Source organism: Paenibacillus daejeonensis DSM 15491, assembly GCF_000378385.1.
Taxonomy (GTDB): domain Bacteria; phylum Bacillota; class Bacilli; order Paenibacillales; family Paenibacillaceae; genus Paenibacillus_D; species Paenibacillus_D daejeonensis.
Map to the genome: position 1 here is coordinate 750,997 of NZ_KB899659.1, position 18,601 is coordinate 769,597.

Below are 18,601 nucleotides of genomic sequence, written 5' to 3' on the forward strand. Positions count from 1 at the left end.
GTATTCTTTCTGTATGTTACCCGGCTGGAGCCGGCTGCACTTCTACTGAGCCGCCTTCCTCCGTGCCGCCGCCAGCTGAGGCATCCGGATTAGTCTTCATTTGCTGCAGTGCGGCATCGCCCTTGGTCTCCCACTCGGCGAGCGCTTCCTGCGCGGTCTTCTTGCCTTCAATGACTTCCTGGAACAGCGGCTGTCCCATGGAAGTTACCTCATAGATGTTCGGATACTTGCGGTACGCCGCTTCCATCTCCATACTCATTGGCTGGGAAGGCTCCATGGTGTAGAACGCCGCCATGTTGTAATCCAGGCCTTCACGCGGCTTCAGGAACTGCTGGCGAGCGACCATCTCGTTGACACTGCGGGATCTCAGCTTCGCCCATGCTTCGCTATTGACGAATTTGATATATTCCCACGCATCATCCGGGTTCTGCGCCTTGGCGTTGATGCCCATGAGCGCGCTCAGCATAATATTGCCTCCAACGCCTGGCTTCTCCGGATGCTCAGGTACGGTGACCACATCCCAGTCGATCATTTCGAAGCCCTCCACGCTGCCTTCGCTCTGCTGAGCCCGCTTCAGATCATTAAGATAGTAGTAGTCGCCAATCATCATCGCCACTTTGCCGCTCAAGAACGCATCGTGCTCGAAGGGGCTCATCGGACGGTCCACCGTCATACTGCTCTGCATGTCCATGGACGTTGGAATAATCTTGTCGCGATACAAGCCGCTGATTGTCTCCCACGCGTTGGTCCACTGGTCGGAATTAACCAGCATTTTTTCAACCTTATCATCGAACACCTTCAGCTGCAGCGGATCCACATACGTCTGCAGATCCCAGAAGCCATCGCCGCCCCAACGGTTCATCATGAAGCCGTATTTGCGATCCTCGCCTTCGCCAGCAGTCACCAGACGGGCTTTGTTGAAGACATCCGGCCACTGCATGCCATCCGTAGGCGGCTCAACGCCAGCATCACTGAAGATTTTTTTGTTATAGTATAGTGCAGACGATGTGAATGTAGGGGTCAGGGCAAAGATATTGCCATCACCAGCCGTCTTAATACCCTTGAGCACTGTTGGGACATAGTCGTCCACACTGAATCCATCCTCCTGCATGAGCGGATCGAGCTGCTTCAGCGAGTTGTCCTGGACCAGGCGCCGCAGCATATTGTACTCGACCACCACGACGTCGACAGGATTGTCACCATTCAGCATCTTCTGCATCTCTTCATACGGGTCCGGCTGTTCTTGCTGCTGATCCGGCATCGCATAACGCATATTGCTATAATCAATGGCAGGCACGATTTGAATCTCAATATTGTTATTATTGAACTCATACATATCCGTGTATTGCTGACGGAACCACGGTTCATTCTCTTCGCCGCCGTACAATACGCCGATTCTCAGCACACGGTTCTCCGCCGTCGAAGTACCGCCATCCCCCGTACAGGCCGCCAGCAGCGGGACCAGCAAGGTCATTGTCAGGCCTGTAGACATCCATTTGCGCCATGGTTGTTTTCTCATTTTCTTTACCCCTCCAGTGATTTTGGTGCTCGGATAATAATTTTTTCTCCGTCAAACTCCATAGACGCTTTATCTTTGATGTTTAGATGATTCAAATAATCCTTGGGGATCTGCAGCCGGCCGACTCGGTCGACGACGACATACTCCTCATGCACGCCCTGCAGACCGAGCTTCCCCCAGCCCTGACTCTCGGACGCTTGATCGAGATTAGGATTGCGTTTAATAAATTCGGTGCTCGTCAGACCGTCGCGGATCGCGACGACCCGGTCCACCTTGCCGGCGAGTGAGAGATCATGGGTAACGATGACGACTGTCACCTGCAGCTCGCGATTCATTCGGCGAAAAATATCCATGATCATATCCGAGGTCCGACTATCGACGGACCCCGTCGGCTCATCGGCCAGCAGAAGCTGCGGCCGGTTCGACAGCGAGATGGCGATGGCCACCCGCTGCTGCTCACCACCGGAGAGCTGATGGAGCTTGTTGTACATTCGCTCCTTCAGACCGACCCACTCCAGCAATTGCTTTGCGTAGGCACGATCCAGCTTGCCTGAGAGCATCATCGGCATTTCTACATTTTCCAGCGCGGTCAAGTACGGGAGCAGATTGCGTGCATTGTTCTGCCAGATGAAGCCTACCGTGTCCCGCTTGTAGTGCACCAGCTGCTCTTCGGTTATCTTCAGCAGATCCCACGGCCCAACCTTGACTGTGCCCGCCGAGGGTCGGTCAAGCCCCCCCAGCGTATTGAGCAAGGTCGATTTGCCGCTGCCACTGTTACCGATGATTGCCATCAGTTCGCCCTTCTGCACCGTCAAATTGAGTCCTTGCAGCGCCACGACCTCCAGCTCATCTGTCTTGTAGATCTTGACCAACCCTTCGCATTCGATCATCGGCGCCGTTTCGGTCTCGATAGGCTTAGTTATCGTCTCGCTCATCGTTCTTCTCCCATCTTCACGGCTTGATGCACACGCAGACGACGAATCTGCAGGAACAGCATGGCCGCGCCTGTCAGCATCATAAAGCCCACGACAATATACAAAGACAGCGTATCATTGCTGTCGAAAACCACGCGGAACGGTGGAACGGATTCGGCAACATTGCCTGTCGTCTGCAGGAACGGCAAGAACAGGATACTCGTGACCTTGCCGATCGCAATGCCGAGACCAATAGAAAGACCGGCCGTGAAGATTTGCTCCAGCAGCATCATGCCTGTCAGCTGCTTGCGCGAGAGCCCCATCGCCCGTAGGATGCCGAACTGGACCACACGCCCCGAGAGGTTGAAGAACCAGAACAGGATGTACCCGGCCAGTGACACCAGGATGGAGACGAGAAAGCCCAGCGACAGAATCCCAAACACCCCGCCGCGCGTTGGATGCTTGGATTGAGCGGCCAGCTCGATACGCACATCCTCGACGGATGCCAGCTCTACACCTTGATCCTGCAGCGCATGGATAATCGGTGTGGTCAGTGCTCCGTCCTCCATCTTGAGCCAGACATCGTAAGGAATCATCGGTACCTGATCATAAATATAATCGATATTGGCAATCAGGAACGGGGAATCATCCGGATACTGACTCGGCCAGTAAGGCAGGATGCCGACGACTACAAACTCGACCATGCCATCCGGCAAACCGGCAGAGATGCGATCGCCTTCCTTCAGTTGGTATTGCTTCGCTACACTCGTCGGAATGATCGCCGCACTCTCATCGTAGATCCCAAGTGCATTGAGATAGTGATACGGATGTGTCGGGAACAAGTCGTTGCGGAACCACGCCACCTTGGCAAAATCATCATTGTTAATCCCCATCAATGTCCCCTGACCGATGGAGCGTCCCGAGACAACAATGTTGGCCTTGGTCTGCAGCACTCGCGCAGCCGCCTCGACGCCATCCAATTGGCGGAAAATTTCAAATGGCGGCTCATTATAGATGATTTTGGTTGGCATCTGCTGCCCACCGCCGCCACCGCCACCGGGACTACCTCCGCCGCCAGGACCACCGCCGGAGCCACCACCTCCGGGATTGCCTCCCGGGTTGCCGCCGCCATTTCCCCCGCCACTGCCGCCACCTGTGGAAGGTGGCAGCTCGGCCTCGCCTTCCCAAACCGTCTGAACAATAACATCGGTCCCATACTTATAGAGCGTCCGCTCTGTAGAATTGAGATCGATTGTCCGGGCCGCGGAGGCATTGTATACGCCGAGGCCCAGCGTCAGAATAAGTAGAATCATCAGCGGGTAATACGACTTGGACGAACGGGACAGCTGTGTCAGTGTCAGGTACAAGGGAACTGGCAGGAACGAACGCCCCAGCCAGCCAAACAGCTTCAGCAGCCATGGGAACAGCCGCAGGAAGAACAGCCCTAGCCCAAAAATAGAAATCGCGGGCACGAAGAAAAGGAATGGCTGCACATTGAGCTGGTCGGTTGTGAGACCGGTCTGGAACGTAATCATCTGTCGTTCCTGGAATAGATACCAGCCATAACCCGCTACGCCTAGCAGCAACACATCCAGAAACCACCGCTGCCAGAGGGGCCCCCGGTCCGAGCGGGCCAACTGCTGCTTGTAGCCGACAATCGAGGCCCGCGCATAAATGATGGCTGGGATGATCGTGGCCAGAATCGCTAACACGACAGCAGCCGAACCAGCAATGATGGCCTCTGTCGAGAAGCCAACCGGGATCGACTTGCGATCCACAAATTCCAGGAAGCCATTGGCCGAGCCGATGCTCTTGGCCATGAACCATCCGATCAGCGGTCCCGCCACCAAGGCTATGGCCCCCAGCAGCATACTCTCTACCAGATAGATCCCGACAATTTGCCGGGTCCCCGCTCCCCTGCTTCGCAGCACTGCGATGTCACTGCGTTGCTTGTCGAGCGCCTGTCGTGCGTTCATCGCAATGAAGTAGAACACCATCGCAATCATCGGCGCGGCCAGCGTGAAGAGCATCGTCTGCAGCTGCAGACTCTGCTGCTTGAATTGCTCCAGGGTGGAGGCGAAGGAAATCTCCACTCGGGTGTTCTCCAGCTTCTGGTAGAGCTCGATATTCAGACGCTCCAGATCCCGGCTGAGCGGTGCGAGCTGACTGGTCTGAATGTCGCGTAGATCGAACGCATAGTACCAGTTGCCTGTATGAACAGGAACACCATGCTGCTGCATGAGACGCTCCTTGAAGGCGGGTTCGCTGATGTGCAGACCGCTCATCAGACCCTCCAGCCCTTGATACCAATAGGGATCAGATGCATCAAGCGGCTGATACGCGCCCACGATCTTCACCTTGAGGCGCAGGTTGAGGCCGCCATAGACCGGGTACTCGAACACATCGCCGATATGCATGTCATTGCGGTACAGCGATTCTTCCATCACAACCGCTTCGATCTCGTCGCCGCTGCCTGCCGCATCGACGTACCAGCGGCCCTGCATCAGCTCCGCCTTCTCTTGAAGACCCGAGAGCGTCAGCATGGACATCTGACGAACCCGGCTGGCATCCACCGTGGTGGGATCCTCCGGTACAATCTCGCTGCTGCGGATCGATAGCGACTGGACGAAGGTCTGGTAGTCGAAGCCAATCATCTCCGGGACCTCATCGTGTATGTAAGCAGACAGTCCGTCCAGCCGCTCCGGATCCGTCTGTTCGCCACCGATGGCCTGATAGCGCATCAATAGCGAGCCAGCCGGGAGCCCGGTGCTATTGTCCTGCAAGGTTTGGGCAACGACCCGCTTAAGCGCACCGTCCGCATACATGGGTATGCTGGTTGCAAAAGCGACGGCAATAATCAAGCCGATCAGCGTGCTGGTGGTCAACCAGCGGTTGTTCCACATTTTACGGAACAGAAAACGGAACATCGGGAAGCCCATTGTTATCGACCTACGACTTTCTGGCCTGGCGTCAGCCCCTCAAGAATCTCCACCTGTGTTGATGTTTGCTGGCCTACTGCTACGTCCACCTCGCGTTTGCCCTGTTCATCGACCACTTGAACATAAGTCCGTGAACCGATGGTACGAAGCGCAGAGAGCGGAATAACAACTGCGTTTTCTTTACGCTTGGTAACAATGGTGACCGATAATGGCGTTCCACGGTTCAGCCCCTCAGGCATCTTCTCCAGCTGAACGATGAGGTAGTTCTCGGGACCGTCCTGCTCGCCACCGCCCTCGGGGTTGCCACCGTTGCCGCCACCGCCACCGTTACCTTCTTCGGCAGTTACCATCGGCAGCTGTTTGACGGTCCCTGTGAACTGGCCCACGCTATTGATATCCACCGTAACTGGCATGCCGACCGCTACTTTCGGCAGATCGGACTTGCTTAGCGTCGCGGTAATGACCAGATTGTTGGTATCGGCAATCAGGGCAATTGGTTCATACGCTTTAACGAGATCGCCCTTCTTTGCCGTCATGGAGACGACCGTCCCGCCAAGCGGGGCTGTCAGTTGCGCTTTGCCAATCTCTTCTTCCAGGTCCGCCAGATCCTGACGCCCCTCTTCGAAGGCGATGGCGGCTTGCTCGAACTCGACGGGCTCCATCTCGTCACGTTTGCGAAGCGTCTCCTTCATCTGGATTTCCTGCGTTCGGAAAGCGAGTTTCCGCTTACGCAGATCCTTCACCATATCGTCGACATCCAGCTCGCCGATGACCTGACCGGCTGTAATCTTGTCACCGACCTGAATGTTCAACTCTTTGAGACGCTTGCCGTCCAGTGTAAAATAAACATTCTCCTCGCGTGTGGACATCAGCTTGCCGATGCCCTGCACCTTGGTTTCCAGTGTTGTCGTCGTGACTTCATACTCCGGCTTCTTGGAGATCTGCGGCGGCGTAATCGCCGGCAGCTCCTCTTCCAACTCTTCATCCGGCAGCAGCGCACAGGCGCTGCTCATGACAAGCGCCGCACTCATCATGATAGCCATTGCGCCTTTGTACCATTTACTCCGTTTGCGCTTATGAGTATCCAGAACATTCTACTCCTCTTTATGTAAGATAAGTTCAACCAAACCGCCCATCCGCCATTTCATAGACATGATCCGCGACCTCCAGAATCGTTGGGTCGTGGGTGGTCATGCAGATCGTCACGCGCTCCGATTGGATAATGTGCTGAAACACAGCCATAATCTGCGCGGACATCTGCGAATCCAGCTCCGCCGTCGGCTCATCCGCAAGCAGCAGCTTCGGCCGATGCGCAATCGACTTGGCAATCGCCACCCGCTGCTGCTCGCCGCCCGAGAGCTCGAAGGGCCGGTGATGCATCCGCTTGCCCAGTCCAACCATATCCAGCACCTCGGTCACCCGTTTCTTCCACTCCCCCCGCGGCACCTTGGCCATCCGCAGCGATAGCTCAACATTCTCGTAAGCCGACAGCATCGGCATTAGCGCGAACGCTTGGAAGATGAAGCCCATATCCCGTCTGCGGACCGCCGTTCGTTTGTTATCGCTCAGCTTATGAAACGGCTGTCCGTCGAACCAGATCTCGCCCTTGGTCGGCTGATCCAGACCGCCGATTAGATTAAGCAGCGTGGTCTTGCCCGATCCCGAACGGCCTCGCAGCATGACGAGCTGGCGACGTTCAATCTGGGCATCAATACCCTTGAGCACATGCAGCGGATTGCCAGCCACCTGGAACACCCGCTCCACACCGGTCACCGTCAGCAATGGGCCGGTCGCTTCAGGCTCCTCTGAGGGCAGAACTTGGGCTAGCTGTCCATTAACATTATGTTCCACACTTTCCATCTCGGAATTAGGGGTTTCTACCTGAGATGCCGCTGCGGATTCCTCCTCAGCTGTCGCCTCTGTATTCTCAGAAACGGATCTCTTTTTTCGCAGCCACGCCATTGTGTATCACGCTCCTCCTCCCTGTTTCCCTGCGATATAGGGATTCATTATATCGTATAGACGATAGGGAAAGATTAAAAGTTACATATTTTTCTCATCTGTTCAAACTAAATTTTTCATAAAGATCATCCCGCTACCTCTCTCATTCTCTTTCCATTCCTAGAAACCTCATCCATTGAGGCTAGCAATCCTTCCTTTTAATCGGCACACATAATTCGCATTGATTATCAAGCAGCATCGTGCCCTGATACCTCTCCATAATCGGCCCGTCCTCCAACTGATAGCCGTGAGCATGCAACGTCGGGAAAATCATCTTCCACGCCTCTTGGACCGCTTCCACTGTGTGCTCCACAATGAAAATGGCGTAACTCCCACCAGTCAACTCGCCTTGCATGACTGTGTCGTCAACCATCATTTCTTCCGAAATGATGATGCCTGCATCATATCTGCATTTGTTTGGAGGGGTGGTCCGGGGATCATCCTGTGGGATACCAAAAAGAATAGCGGATTCGGTAAGTAGCCTGTTTCGTTTAGCCCAATGTTTCAGACGTTCCATGGCTTGCTTGTTAGCAGGACCATAGGGACCGGTTTGTCTTACAAAGGCGATAATGCAGGAAGGGAGCATCTCAATTTTCATTTTCAGGATCGTCCTCTCATGATTGGTGTGAACACAAGAAGGATCGTATCATGATATAAAATATATTTACATTACTTTTTTTAGTAAAGTTAGAATAACGAACGACAAAAAACCTCAAACCTGGAGCTTCCCTTTTTGGAGAAGCCCCCTGGTTTGAGGCTTTTTACTAATCTACATCTGTACACTCTTAGATTTTATTCACACGTTTACTTGCCAAAGCCTTGCGGGTCTTCGCGCCACGCTTGCAGCACCGCCACGTCCTCACTGCGGATCGCACCGATTTCGTTAGCTGCTTCTACTAGTTTGGAATAGCTAGAGAGTGTCTGCAAAGGGATACCTTCGGCTGAGAAAGCTTCCAGCGCCTGCGGGAATTCATATGTGAAGATTGCCAGTGTTGCCAATACGTCTCCACCAGCTTCGCGCACAGCCTGACCAGCCTTGATCGAGCTGCCGCCGGTGGAGATCAGATCCTCAATCACAACGACCTTTTTGCCTTCCGGGAGCTTGCCCTCGATCAGATTCTGCTTGCCGTGACCCTTGGCCTTGTCACGGACATAGATCATCGGCAGCTTCAGCTTCTCTGCCACCCAGGCAGCATGCGGGATACCCGCCGTCGCAGTACCTGCGATTACTTCCGCATCCGGGTACTGCTCGCGGATAATCGAAGCGAAGCCCTCCGCGATGCTCTCGCGAATATCCGGGTACGACATTGTGAGACGGTTGTCGCAATAGATCGGCGCTTTCAGACCGGATGCCCAAGTGAACGGGTCGTTCGGGCGGAGAACGACGGCTTCGATCTTCAACAGTTGCTTGGCGATTTGAGTGGATAGTTCATTCGTGGACAGGGTCATGCGTGTACCAGCTCCTCTAGAATAGATTCGAGCGCCGCTCTCGGGTCGGCGGCTCCGGTAATCGGCCGGCCGATTACCATGTAATCGGTGCCTTGGGTAATCGCTTGGGCAGGCGTCATGATTCTCGACTGGTCGCCAAGCGCTGCACCGGCAGGACGGATGCCAGGCGTTACGGTGAGGAATGAATGCCCGCAGGCTTCCTTGACGGCCGTGACTTCCTGAGGGGATGCAACAACACCATCAAGTCCACAGGCAGCCGTTAGTTTGGCATAGCGAAGCACAGCATCCTCTACCGAGCCCGCAATGCCAATTTCCTCATTCAGTACATTCTGACTCGTGCTCGTCAGCTGCGTCACGGCAATCACAAGCGGTCTGCGTCCATACACATTCGCCGAAGCAACACCTTCCATTGCAGCCTCCATCATTGCAGCCCCCCCAGCTGCGTGCACATTGAACAGGTCAACGCCAAGCCGGGTTACGCTAGCCGCGCCGCCTTTGACGGTATTGGGGATATCATGCATTTTTAAATCAAGAAAGACCGAGTAGCCCTTCTCTTTCAGACTTGCGACGAATGCAGGACCAGCGGCATAGAACAGCTGCATCCCGACTTTCATATAGCAAGGGATGCCTGAGAGCTCTTCCAGCAGCCGCTGGGCACTAGCGGCGTCAGGATAATCCAGTGCCACCATAATCCGTCCGGCAGCCTCTTCTCTTGTCAACGGCATAAGTCCAGCTCCTCACGTTCATTAGATTGTCCAGCGTATCCTCTCATGTTGGCATACAAGGACGGCCACCCGCCGCACTGCCCGCCCGGTACACACGGACGGACAGCGCAGGGCTGACCGCTACAGGATCAATTATTGCAGCACGGGCATCGGACGCGAGGAGAAGTTGATGGTCTGCATCATATTGAGCAGCGCTCGTACCGTATCAAGCGATGTCATACAGACGACGCCGTTCTCGACTGCCTCACGGCGGATCCGGAATCCGTCGCGCTCCGGTGTCTTGCCTTTGGTCAGCGTATTGACGACAAAGTGTGCCTGTCCGCCACGCAGCAGATCAAGAATGTTCGGTGAGCCTTCGCTCAGCTTGTTCACTCGTGTCACACGCATGCCTGCTTCTTCCAGTGCCTTGGCCGTACCGCCAGTGGCGATCAGGTTGTAGCCCAGTTCGTAGAAGCCGCGAAGAATCTCGATGGCTTCTTCTTTATCTTTGTCAGACACCGTAGCGATGATGCCGCCCGATTGCGGTACACGCATGCCGGCGCCGATGAGTCCTTTGTACAGCGCCTTGGCGTACTGGACATCGCGTCCCATTACTTCACCAGTCGATTTCATCTCAGGCGTCAGTGTTGGGTCAACCCGGCGGAGCTTGGCAAAGGAGAAGACCGGTACCTTAACGGATACGTACTCATCCTCTGGCCAGAGGCCTTCCGAATATCCTTGATCGGCCAGCTTGGCGCCAAGAATCAGCTTGGTCGCGAGGTTCGCCATCGGGATGTTGGTCACCTTGCTCAGGAAAGGTACGGTCCGCGAGGAGCGCGGGTTCACCTCAATGACATACACCTTCTCATTGAAGATGACGAATTGAATGTTGACCAGACCCAAGACCTTGAATTCCTTGGCAATCTTGATTGTGATGTCGACGATCTGCTGCTTGATATCCTCCGAGAGCGACTGTGGCGGATAGACGGCGATGGAGTCGCCCGAGTGAACGCCAGCACGCTCGACGTGTTCCATGATGCCAGGGATCAGCACCTGCTCGCCGTCACAGATTGCGTCGACCTCCGCTTCCTTGCCCAGCATGTAACGGTCGATCAGCACCGGATGCTCCGGGTTGATTTTGACGGCTTGCTCCATATAGGTCAGAAGCTCTTGGTCGGAGTACACAATTTCCATTGCCCGGCCGCCCAGCACGTAGGAAGGACGAACGAGGACAGGGTAGCCCAGACCGCTTGCCGTATCGACAGCTTCGTCAACCGAAGTGACCGTTTTGCCTTCCGGCTGCGCGATATCCAGCTTGCGGAGCAGCGCTTCGAATTTCTTGCGGTCTTCCGCCGAATCAATCGATTCCAGGCTGGAACCAAGAATTCGTACGCCTGCCTTCGTCAGCGGTGCAGCCAGGTTGATGGCGGTTTGTCCGCCGAATTGGACGATAACGCCGATTGGCTTCTCTTGCTCGATAACGTTCATGACATCCTCGAAGAACAATGGCTCGAAATACAAGCGGTCCGACGTATTGAAGTCCGTCGATACTGTCTCCGGGTTGTTATTAATAATGACGGCCTCATAACCAGCATCCTGGATCGCCCATACCGCGTGAACGGTCGAGTAGTCGAACTCAATGCCCTGGCCGATCCGGATCGGACCGGAGCCCAGAACAAGCACTTTCTCCTTGTCGGTTTGCGTCACTTCATTCTCAGTCTCATAGGTAGAGTAGTAATATGGTGTTGTCGCTTCGAACTCGGCCGCACATGTATCAACCATTTTATAAACGGGCTTAAGGCCTTTTGACAGACGCAGCTTGCGAATTTCATCTTCGTGCGTCAGGTCAGCGCCCGGCTGGCCTTCCTGGCGGAGTTCGCCGATTGCACGGTCAGTGAAGCCCATACGCTTGGCTTCGTAGAGCAGTTCGTCAGTCAGCGTTTCCTTGCGCAGCCGATCTTCGAACTTCACGATGCGCTCCAGCTTGTCCAGGAACCACCAGTCGATGCTTGTCAGGTCCTGAATTTCCTGCAGCGAATATCCTCTGCGGAACGCTTCAGTCACCAGGAACATCCGCTCATCGTCCGGCTTCTGCAGCCGCGTACGCAGAATCGCATCATCCAGTTGTACAGCGTCTTTCAGGAAAATCCGATGCACGCCAATCTCCAGGGAGCGAACCGCCTTCTGCATAGACTCTTCAAACGTACGGCCAATCGCCATAACTTCGCCGGTTGCTTTCATCTGCGTGCCCAGCTTGCGGTTGGCGGAGATAAACTTATCAAATGGCCAGCGCGGGATTTTCGATACAATGTAATCCAACGTTGGCTCGAAGCAGGCATAGGTTTGCCCGGTAACCGGGTTAATCAGCTCATCAAGCGTGTAGCCGATAGCGATTTTGGCAGCCATTTTGGCGATTGGGTAACCCGTTGCTTTGGATGCGAGTGCCGAAGAACGGCTGACCCGCGGGTTAACCTCAATGACATAGTACTGATAGCTTTGCGGATCGAGCGCGAACTGGACGTTACAGCCGCCTTCGATATTCAGCGCACGGATGATCTTGAGCGATGCCGAGCGCAGCATTTGGTACTCGCGGTCAGAGAGCGTCTGGCTTGGCGCAACTACGATACTGTCGCCTGTATGAACGCCGACCGGGTCGAAGTTCTCCATATTACAAACGACGATACAGTTGTCGTTCGCATCGCGCATAACCTCATACTCGACTTCCTTCATGCCGGCGATGCTCTTCTCGATCAGACATTGGTTGATTGGGCTGTAGCGGATACCGGATGCTACAGTTTCCAGCAGCTCTTCCTCGTTGGCGCAGATGCCGCCGCCTGTACCACCCAGCGTGTAGGCTGGACGCACGATAATCGGATAACCGATCTCATTGGCGAAGTCTACTGCTTCTTGTACCGTAGTTACGATCGTGCTGTCCGGTACTGGCTGCTCCAGCTCACGCATCAGGTCGCGGAACAGGTCACGGTCTTCTGCTTTCTCGATAGCCGTCAGCTGTGTACCGAGCAGTTTCACATTCTCCCGCTCCAGTACGCCGGCGCGAGCAAGTTCAACAGCCATGTTGAGGCCCGTTTGCCCACCTAGTGTTGGCAGCAAGCCGTCCGGGCGCTCCTGACGGATGATTTGCGACACGAAATCCAGTGTGATCGGCTCGATGTAAACCTTGTCCGCCATATTGGTATCCGTCATGATGGTAGCGGGGTTGCTGTTGATCAGCACAACCTCCATACCTTCTTCTTTCAATGCTTGGCAAGCCTGCGTACCGGCGTAGTCAAACTCGGCCGCTTGTCCGATAACGATCGGCCCGGAGCCGATCACGAGAATTTTTTTGAGTTCTTTATTTTTGGGCATACTGAAGTTCTCCTTTCGACGCTTCGGACAGCTGCGCCTGGCGTGGCGGCTGCGGATGAGTAAGCTTGTGACGGCGAATCATCGCCAGGAATTCATCAAACAGGTAGCTCGAGTCAAATGGACCCGGCGCAGCCTCGGGATGATATTGCACCGAAAACGCAGGGTGCGTGTTATGTTTCAGACCTTCGATGGTCCGGTCATTGTTATTGATGTGGGTCACGCTCAGATTGGTGCCTTTGATGGAATCCTCCAGCACGGTGTAGCCATGGTTCTGGGACGTGATATAGCAGCGGTCAGTGGCCAGATCCTTAACAGGATGGTTGCCGCCACGGTGGCCGAACTTCAGCTTGGTTGTATCCGCTCCGCATGCCAGAGCGAACAGTTGATGCCCGAGGCAGATGCCGAAGATCGGATATTCGCCGATCAGCTGTCTGACGGTCTCCACGGATTGTGGTACGTCCTTTGGATCCCCAGGGCCGTTGGAAAGCTGGATACCATCTGGATTCAGTTTACGGATTTGCTCGGCAGTCGTATCATGTGGAACAACGACAACGTCGCAGCCGCGCTTGGTCAGTTCCCGCAGAATACCGCTCTTCGCGCCGTAGTCAATCAGGACGATCCGCTCCGCTTCGCCAGGACTCGAGAAGACATGCTGGGTCGAAGTGCGTTTAACCTGGTCACGCATCAGTGGCGATGCAGAGAGACGCTCGAGCAGTTCCTCCACGCGCTCGCTGCCAGTGGTCAGAATGCCCTTCATCGTACCATGATGACGCAGCTTGCGTGTCAGCATCCGTGTATCGATGTCGCTGATGCCGGGGATGCCATATTCCTTGAGCAAGGTGCCCAGCGAATATTCGGCGCGCCAGTTGCTCGGCACCTCTTCATGACGACGGACGACAAAGCCGTGGATATACGGAGAGATCGACTCGAAGTCGTCGCGTGTAATCCCGTAGTTGCCGATCAGCGGGAAGGTCATTGTGACGATCTGTCCGCAATACGATGGATCAGAGAGTACCTCTTGGTAGCCTGTAATGCCTGTGTTAAATACAACCTCACCCGTCTGCTGCGCCTCGGCGCCAAATGAACGTCCGGTGAACAATGTTCCGTCTTCCAGTAACAATCTCGCTTGCATCCGTATCACTCCATTCATATCGTGTGTGGCTAATCCCAATCTGCGCGGGACGGATCGTTCTTCCGATCGCTGTTGTCCCCGGATTCTTTCATTATATAAACCCTATAGCAGAAATTTTATTCCTTATTGTTCCGACCAAACAACCGTTCCATCCACGATGGTTTTGACCGGCCAGCCTTGCAGCTTCCATCCGCCGAACGGGGTGTTGCGGCCTTTGGAGAGGAAGGTTTCTTCAATGACGTCTTGCTCGTTCTCCAAGTCTACGATGGTGATGTCGGCCGGTGCGCCTGCGACCAGTTGTCCGCTCTCCAAGCCGAACACGCGGGCCGGGTCTTCAGTCAAGCGCTGCAGCAGGAAGCCCAGTGTCCACTTACCTGTCTTCACGAACTTGGTGTAGAGCAGCGGGAACGCCGTCTCGAAGCCGACGATTCCAAAAGGGGCCAGTTCGAGCGCCCGGGATTTCTCTTCGGAGCTGTGCGGGGCGTGGTCAGTTACGATCATGTCGATCGTACCGTCCTCCAGTCCTTCAATGACCGCCTGCACATCGCGCGGTGTCCGCAGCGGCGGGTTCATCTTCCAGTTGGCGTCCATGCCCGGGATGTCCTCATCCGAGAGAACCAGATGATGCGGGCATACCTCAGCAGTAACGCGGATGCCGATGGCCTTGGCTTGGCGAATCAGACGAACCGATTGCTCGGTGCTGACGTGACACACATGATAATGTACGCCAGTCGCTTCAGAGAGCAGGATATCGCGGCCGACATGGATCGCTTCCGATTCGTTCGGTATGCCTTTCAGTCCATGTTTCTCAGCGAATTTGCCCTCGGTGAATGAAGCGCCTTTTACCAGAGAATCGTCTTCGCAGTGGGCGATAATTGGCATGTTGAGTGATACAGCCAGCTTCATCGCATCCTTCATCATCTGGGCGTTTTGCACACCTACGCCGTCATCGGTAAATCCGATGGCTCCAGCTTCCTTAAGAGCGGCGAAGTCCGTCAGCTCGCGGCCGAGCTCGTTTTTGGTAATGGCTGCATAAGGCAGTACCTTAACCGCGCCTTGAGCTGCCGTCTTATCGAGAATGTAGCGGACTGTCTCCGGCGTATCCGTTACCGGTCTGGTGTTCGGCATGCAAGCGATTGTGGTGAAGCCACCCTTGGCTGCCGAGCGTGTCCCGCTCTCGATGTCCTCTTTGTATTCAAATCCAGGGTCGCGCAGATGCACATGCATGTCGATAAATCCGGCAGACACGAGCTTGCCCGCAGCGTCGATCACTTCGTCGCCCGCTGTCTCAGGGCTCACGCTCTCAGCGTCGAACAGCCCGGCGATCCGTTTGTTCTCGATGCGTACATGCTTGGTCTCGAGCTCGCCTGTTTCCTTGTTCCACACCTTGCCGTTCAGTATCCATAATGCCATTGTCCATCGTCTCCCTTCGTTATAAGAAAGCCGGTCCGCCTTGCCTCCGGCTGTGGCTTCCATGTCCTCCTAGCTCAGCGCCCGTTCAATAACCGCCATTCGTACCGGTACGCCATGACTCATCTGGGTAAAGATACGCGACTGCGGATGCTCAACCAGTTCATCGTCAATTTCGACATTGCGGTTAACCGGTGCCGGATGCATGATAATGGCGTGTGGTGCAATCTTCAGCGCCCGCTCAACCGTCAGTCCATAATGGCTCCGGTAATCTTCAGCCGATCGGATGAGGCCTCCCTCATGACGCTCCAGCTGCACGCGCAGCATCATTACTACATCCGCTCGCAGCGCCTCATCCATCGTTACATACGGAGCATCCAGCTCTGTTGCTTGCATGCCCTGCGGAGCGCAGAACATAACGCGAGCGCCTAGTGTGCGAAGCGCCCACAGATTGGAGCGGGCTACGCGGCTGTGCAGAATGTCGCCAATGATGGAAACTGTCAGTCCTTCCAGACTGCCGAACTGCTTGCGCATCGTGTACAGATCGAGCAGTGCCTGCGTCGGATGCTCATTGTTGCCATCACCTGCGTTGATTAGGGGCACCCGAATCCGCTCTGCCAGCTCGGCGAGCACACCGATCGGCTTGAGCCGGATAACGCCAGCATCGATCCCCATCGACTCCAGCGTCCGTACGGTATCGTAGATGGATTCCCCTTTCTCCACACTCGAAGCCGCAGCCGTGAAGTTCAGCACTTCCGCTCCCAGTCGCTTCTCTGCTACTTCGAAGGAAAACCGCGTCCGGGTACTATTCTCAAAAAACATATTCGCTACGAACTGCCCTGGGATAACTGCCTGTACCTTCTCCGGTTGATTCTCCCAGTAGGCCGCCCGGTCAAGGATCGACAACATTTCTTCCTTGTCCAGCTCTTTGAGGCCCAGCAAGCTTCTCTGTCTTAGTTGCGTCACGCTCATGCTTGCTGCCCCCTCTGTTGTATAATCGTTACTTTGTCTTCCCCGTCGATCTCGGTTAAGTTCACTTCAATCTTCTCGAGCTTGGAGGTGGGTACGTTCTTGCCGACATAGTCGGCGCGGATCGGCAATTCCCGATGTCCGCGGTCTGCCAGTACAGCCAACTGGATCAGCTGTGGTCGTCCGTGATCCATCAGAGCGTCCATTGCCGCCCGAATCGTGCGTCCCGTGTAGAGCACATCATCGAACAGAATCACACGCTTGTCCTGAATGGCGAAGGACGCACCAGCCTCATCTACACAAGCTGTCGTGCTCTCTGCCGTCTTCCGCCCGCGATCGTCCCGGTAACTCGTAATGTCCAGCGCTCCGGCCTGCACCGGCTTGCCTTCGATTTCCAGGATGCGTTCGGCAATACGCCGCGCCAGGTAGATGCCGCGTGTTCGGATGCCCACAAGAACGCAATTGTCGATGCCTTTGTTCTTCTCCAGAATCTCATGGGCAATCCGGGTCAGGGCCCGCCGGATCGCAGTCTCGTCCATGATGTCATGGCGTTCTTCACTCACCGATATCCGCTCCTTTCGCAAAAAAACTCCTTGCGCGGGGCGCAAGGAGTAGGCATGTCTTGAGAATCTGCCGATACGGACATGACGAAGGTCCAGACCGCTAAACCACGGCACTGGTCTATCATCCGAAGGGATCGACACTTCTAGAATTCACGCTACCTTGACAGCCTCACGGGACTGAACTTAAAGGTACTTCGTTTCATTAAGAAGAATTATCCCACGTTCGACAAAAGAAGTCAATAGTCAGTACAACTCGTAGCAAAAGCTGTGAAATCCTCATTCGCTACGGTTTATTGTCTCTTACAGACTAAGTTTACGGATCCGTTCAACCGCTTTTTCCGTATTCTCACGGCTGCCGAAGGCAGTCAGGCGGAAGTAGCCTTGGCCGCTCTGGCCGAAGCCTACGCCTGGAGTACCAACGATGTTGGCTTCAGACAGCAGCTTGTCGAAGAAAGCCCAAGAGTCCAGACCGCTTGGTGTTTTCAGCCAGATGTAAGGGGCATTGACGCCGCCGTATACTTCCAGGCCAAGCGATTTCAAGCCGTCACGGATGATAGCCGCATTGGTCATGTAGTAATCTACGAGCTCAGCGATCTGAGCTTGGCCTTCAGGCGAGTAGATCGCTGCTGCACCACGCTGCGTTACATACGATACGCCGTTGAACTTGGTTGTGTGGCGACGATTCCAGAGATCGTTCACCAATACTTCATTGCCGCTCGCATCGCGTCCCTTCAGTTCACGTGGAACAACAGTATACGCGCAACGGACACCCGTGAAGCCTGCCGTCTTGGAGAAGCTGCGGAATTCAATCGCCACTTCTTTGGCGCCTTCGATTTCATAGATGCTGTGAGGTACATCCTCTTCACGAATGAAGGCCTCATAAGCTGAATCATACAGGATAATGCTGTTGTTGGCTTTTGCATAGTCTACCCAAGCCTTCAGCTCATCCTTGGTCAGTGTGGTGCCTGTCGGGTTGTTCGGGTAGCAGAGGTAGATCAGGTCAGCCTTGCTTTGCGGCAGGCTTGGCTTGAAATTGTTCTCTGCGTTGGACGGCAGATAGACGATGTTCTCGTACTGGTTCTTGTCCTTGTTGAACGATCCGGAGCGGCCCGCCATTACGTTGGTGTCCACATAGACCGGATATACCGGGTCCTGTACCGCAACGATGCTGTCCTGGCTGAAAATCTCCTGGATGTTGCCGACATCGCACTTCGAGCCGTCGCTGACGAATACTTCATTACTCTGGATGTCGATGCCGCGCGATTTATAATCGCCCTCGATGATGGCATTCACGAGAAAGTCATAGCCTTGCTCCGGGCCATAGCCACGGAAAGAACCTGGGGAGGCCAGCTCGTCCACTGCGCTGTGCATCGCCTTGGTGATGGCTTCCGGCAGACCAAGTGTCACGTCGCCAATGCCAAGACTGATAATCTCGGCATTCGGATTTTCCTGGATGAACTTGGTGCGGCGCTTGGCAATCTCGGAGAACAGATAGCTGCCCTGCAGCTCAAGAAAATTCTGATTGATTTGAGCCATTGTATATAAACACCTTCCTATTCGATAAATTCGGAAACCCGCGCTCAGCGTTTTCCTAACTTAATCAGCATAGCTTAGTTCACCGCATTCACTTAATGC

14 protein-coding genes are annotated in these 18,601 nt (G+C 54.8%); all 14 read right to left on the minus strand.

Translation table 11 applies throughout. The features are described 5' to 3' along the window. Window positions 1-16: 16 nt before the first annotated feature. Complete coding sequence (locus tag F556_RS0103675) at window positions 17-1,519, minus strand: ABC transporter substrate-binding protein (RefSeq protein WP_020615545.1); 1,503 nt, start codon at window positions 1,517-1,519, stop codon at window positions 17-19. Between the two features lie 5 nt (window positions 1,520-1,524). Then, entirely contained in the window at window positions 1,525-2,409 is an 885-nt protein-coding gene (locus F556_RS0103680; RefSeq protein WP_026297086.1) for an ABC transporter ATP-binding protein, read from the minus strand. 41 nt (window positions 2,410-2,450) lie between these two features. Beyond that, window positions 2,451-5,372: an ABC transporter permease gene (locus F556_RS0103685; RefSeq protein WP_020615547.1), complete on the minus strand. Its 2,922-nt coding sequence runs from the start codon at window positions 5,370-5,372 to the stop codon at window positions 2,451-2,453. Window positions 5,373-5,374: 2 nt separating this feature from the next. Next, window positions 5,375-6,415, minus strand: a complete 1,041-nt coding sequence (locus F556_RS0103690; RefSeq protein ID WP_020615548.1) for an efflux RND transporter periplasmic adaptor subunit — start codon at window positions 6,413-6,415, stop codon at window positions 5,375-5,377. Window positions 6,416-6,491: 76 nt separating this feature from the next. Continuing rightward, window positions 6,492-7,334, minus strand: coding sequence for an ABC transporter ATP-binding protein (locus F556_RS0103695; RefSeq protein WP_020615549.1), 843 nt, complete (start codon window positions 7,332-7,334; stop codon window positions 6,492-6,494). A gap of 181 nt (window positions 7,335-7,515) precedes the next feature. Beyond that, a complete protein-coding gene (locus tag F556_RS0103700; RefSeq protein ID WP_026297088.1) occupies window positions 7,516-7,977 on the minus strand; it encodes an AraC family transcriptional regulator in 462 nt (153 codons plus the stop codon). A 200-nt stretch (window positions 7,978-8,177) separates the two neighbouring features. Beyond that, entirely contained in the window at window positions 8,178-8,822 is a 645-nt protein-coding gene (pyrE, locus tag F556_RS0103705) for an orotate phosphoribosyltransferase (protein WP_020615551.1), read from the minus strand. Further along, window positions 8,819-9,547 carry an orotidine-5'-phosphate decarboxylase gene (pyrF, locus tag F556_RS0103710; RefSeq protein ID WP_020615552.1) on the minus strand — a complete coding sequence of 243 codons (729 nt, stop codon included), beginning with the start codon at window positions 9,545-9,547 and terminating at the stop codon, window positions 8,819-8,821. The genes pyrE and pyrF overlap by 4 nt, the downstream gene beginning before the upstream one ends. 132 nt (window positions 9,548-9,679) lie before the next feature. Further along, on the minus strand, window positions 9,680-12,892 hold the full coding sequence (gene carB / locus F556_RS0103715) for a carbamoyl-phosphate synthase large subunit (protein WP_020615553.1): 3,213 nt from the start codon (window positions 12,890-12,892) through the stop codon (window positions 9,680-9,682). Next, on the minus strand, window positions 12,879-14,024 hold the full coding sequence (locus F556_RS0103720) for a carbamoyl phosphate synthase small subunit (protein WP_020615554.1): 1,146 nt from the start codon (window positions 14,022-14,024) through the stop codon (window positions 12,879-12,881). The genes carB and F556_RS0103720 overlap by 14 nt, the downstream gene beginning before the upstream one ends. A 123-nt stretch (window positions 14,025-14,147) precedes the next feature. Beyond that, window positions 14,148-15,437, minus strand: coding sequence for a dihydroorotase (locus F556_RS0103725; protein ID WP_026297089.1), 1,290 nt, complete (start codon window positions 15,435-15,437; stop codon window positions 14,148-14,150). A gap of 69 nt (window positions 15,438-15,506) precedes the next feature. Then, a complete protein-coding gene (locus F556_RS0103730) occupies window positions 15,507-16,406 on the minus strand; it encodes an aspartate carbamoyltransferase catalytic subunit (RefSeq protein WP_020615556.1) in 900 nt (299 codons plus the stop codon). Then, window positions 16,403-16,942: a bifunctional pyr operon transcriptional regulator/uracil phosphoribosyltransferase PyrR gene (gene pyrR / locus F556_RS0103735; protein ID WP_245583026.1), complete on the minus strand. Its 540-nt coding sequence runs from the start codon at window positions 16,940-16,942 to the stop codon at window positions 16,403-16,405. Before pyrR ends, F556_RS0103730 begins: the two co-directional genes overlap by 4 nt. Window positions 16,943-17,266: 324 nt before the next feature. Further along, window positions 17,267-18,502, minus strand: a complete 1,236-nt coding sequence (locus F556_RS0103740; RefSeq protein ID WP_020615558.1) for an LL-diaminopimelate aminotransferase — start codon at window positions 18,500-18,502, stop codon at window positions 17,267-17,269. Between the last annotated feature and the right edge of the window lie 99 nt (window positions 18,503-18,601).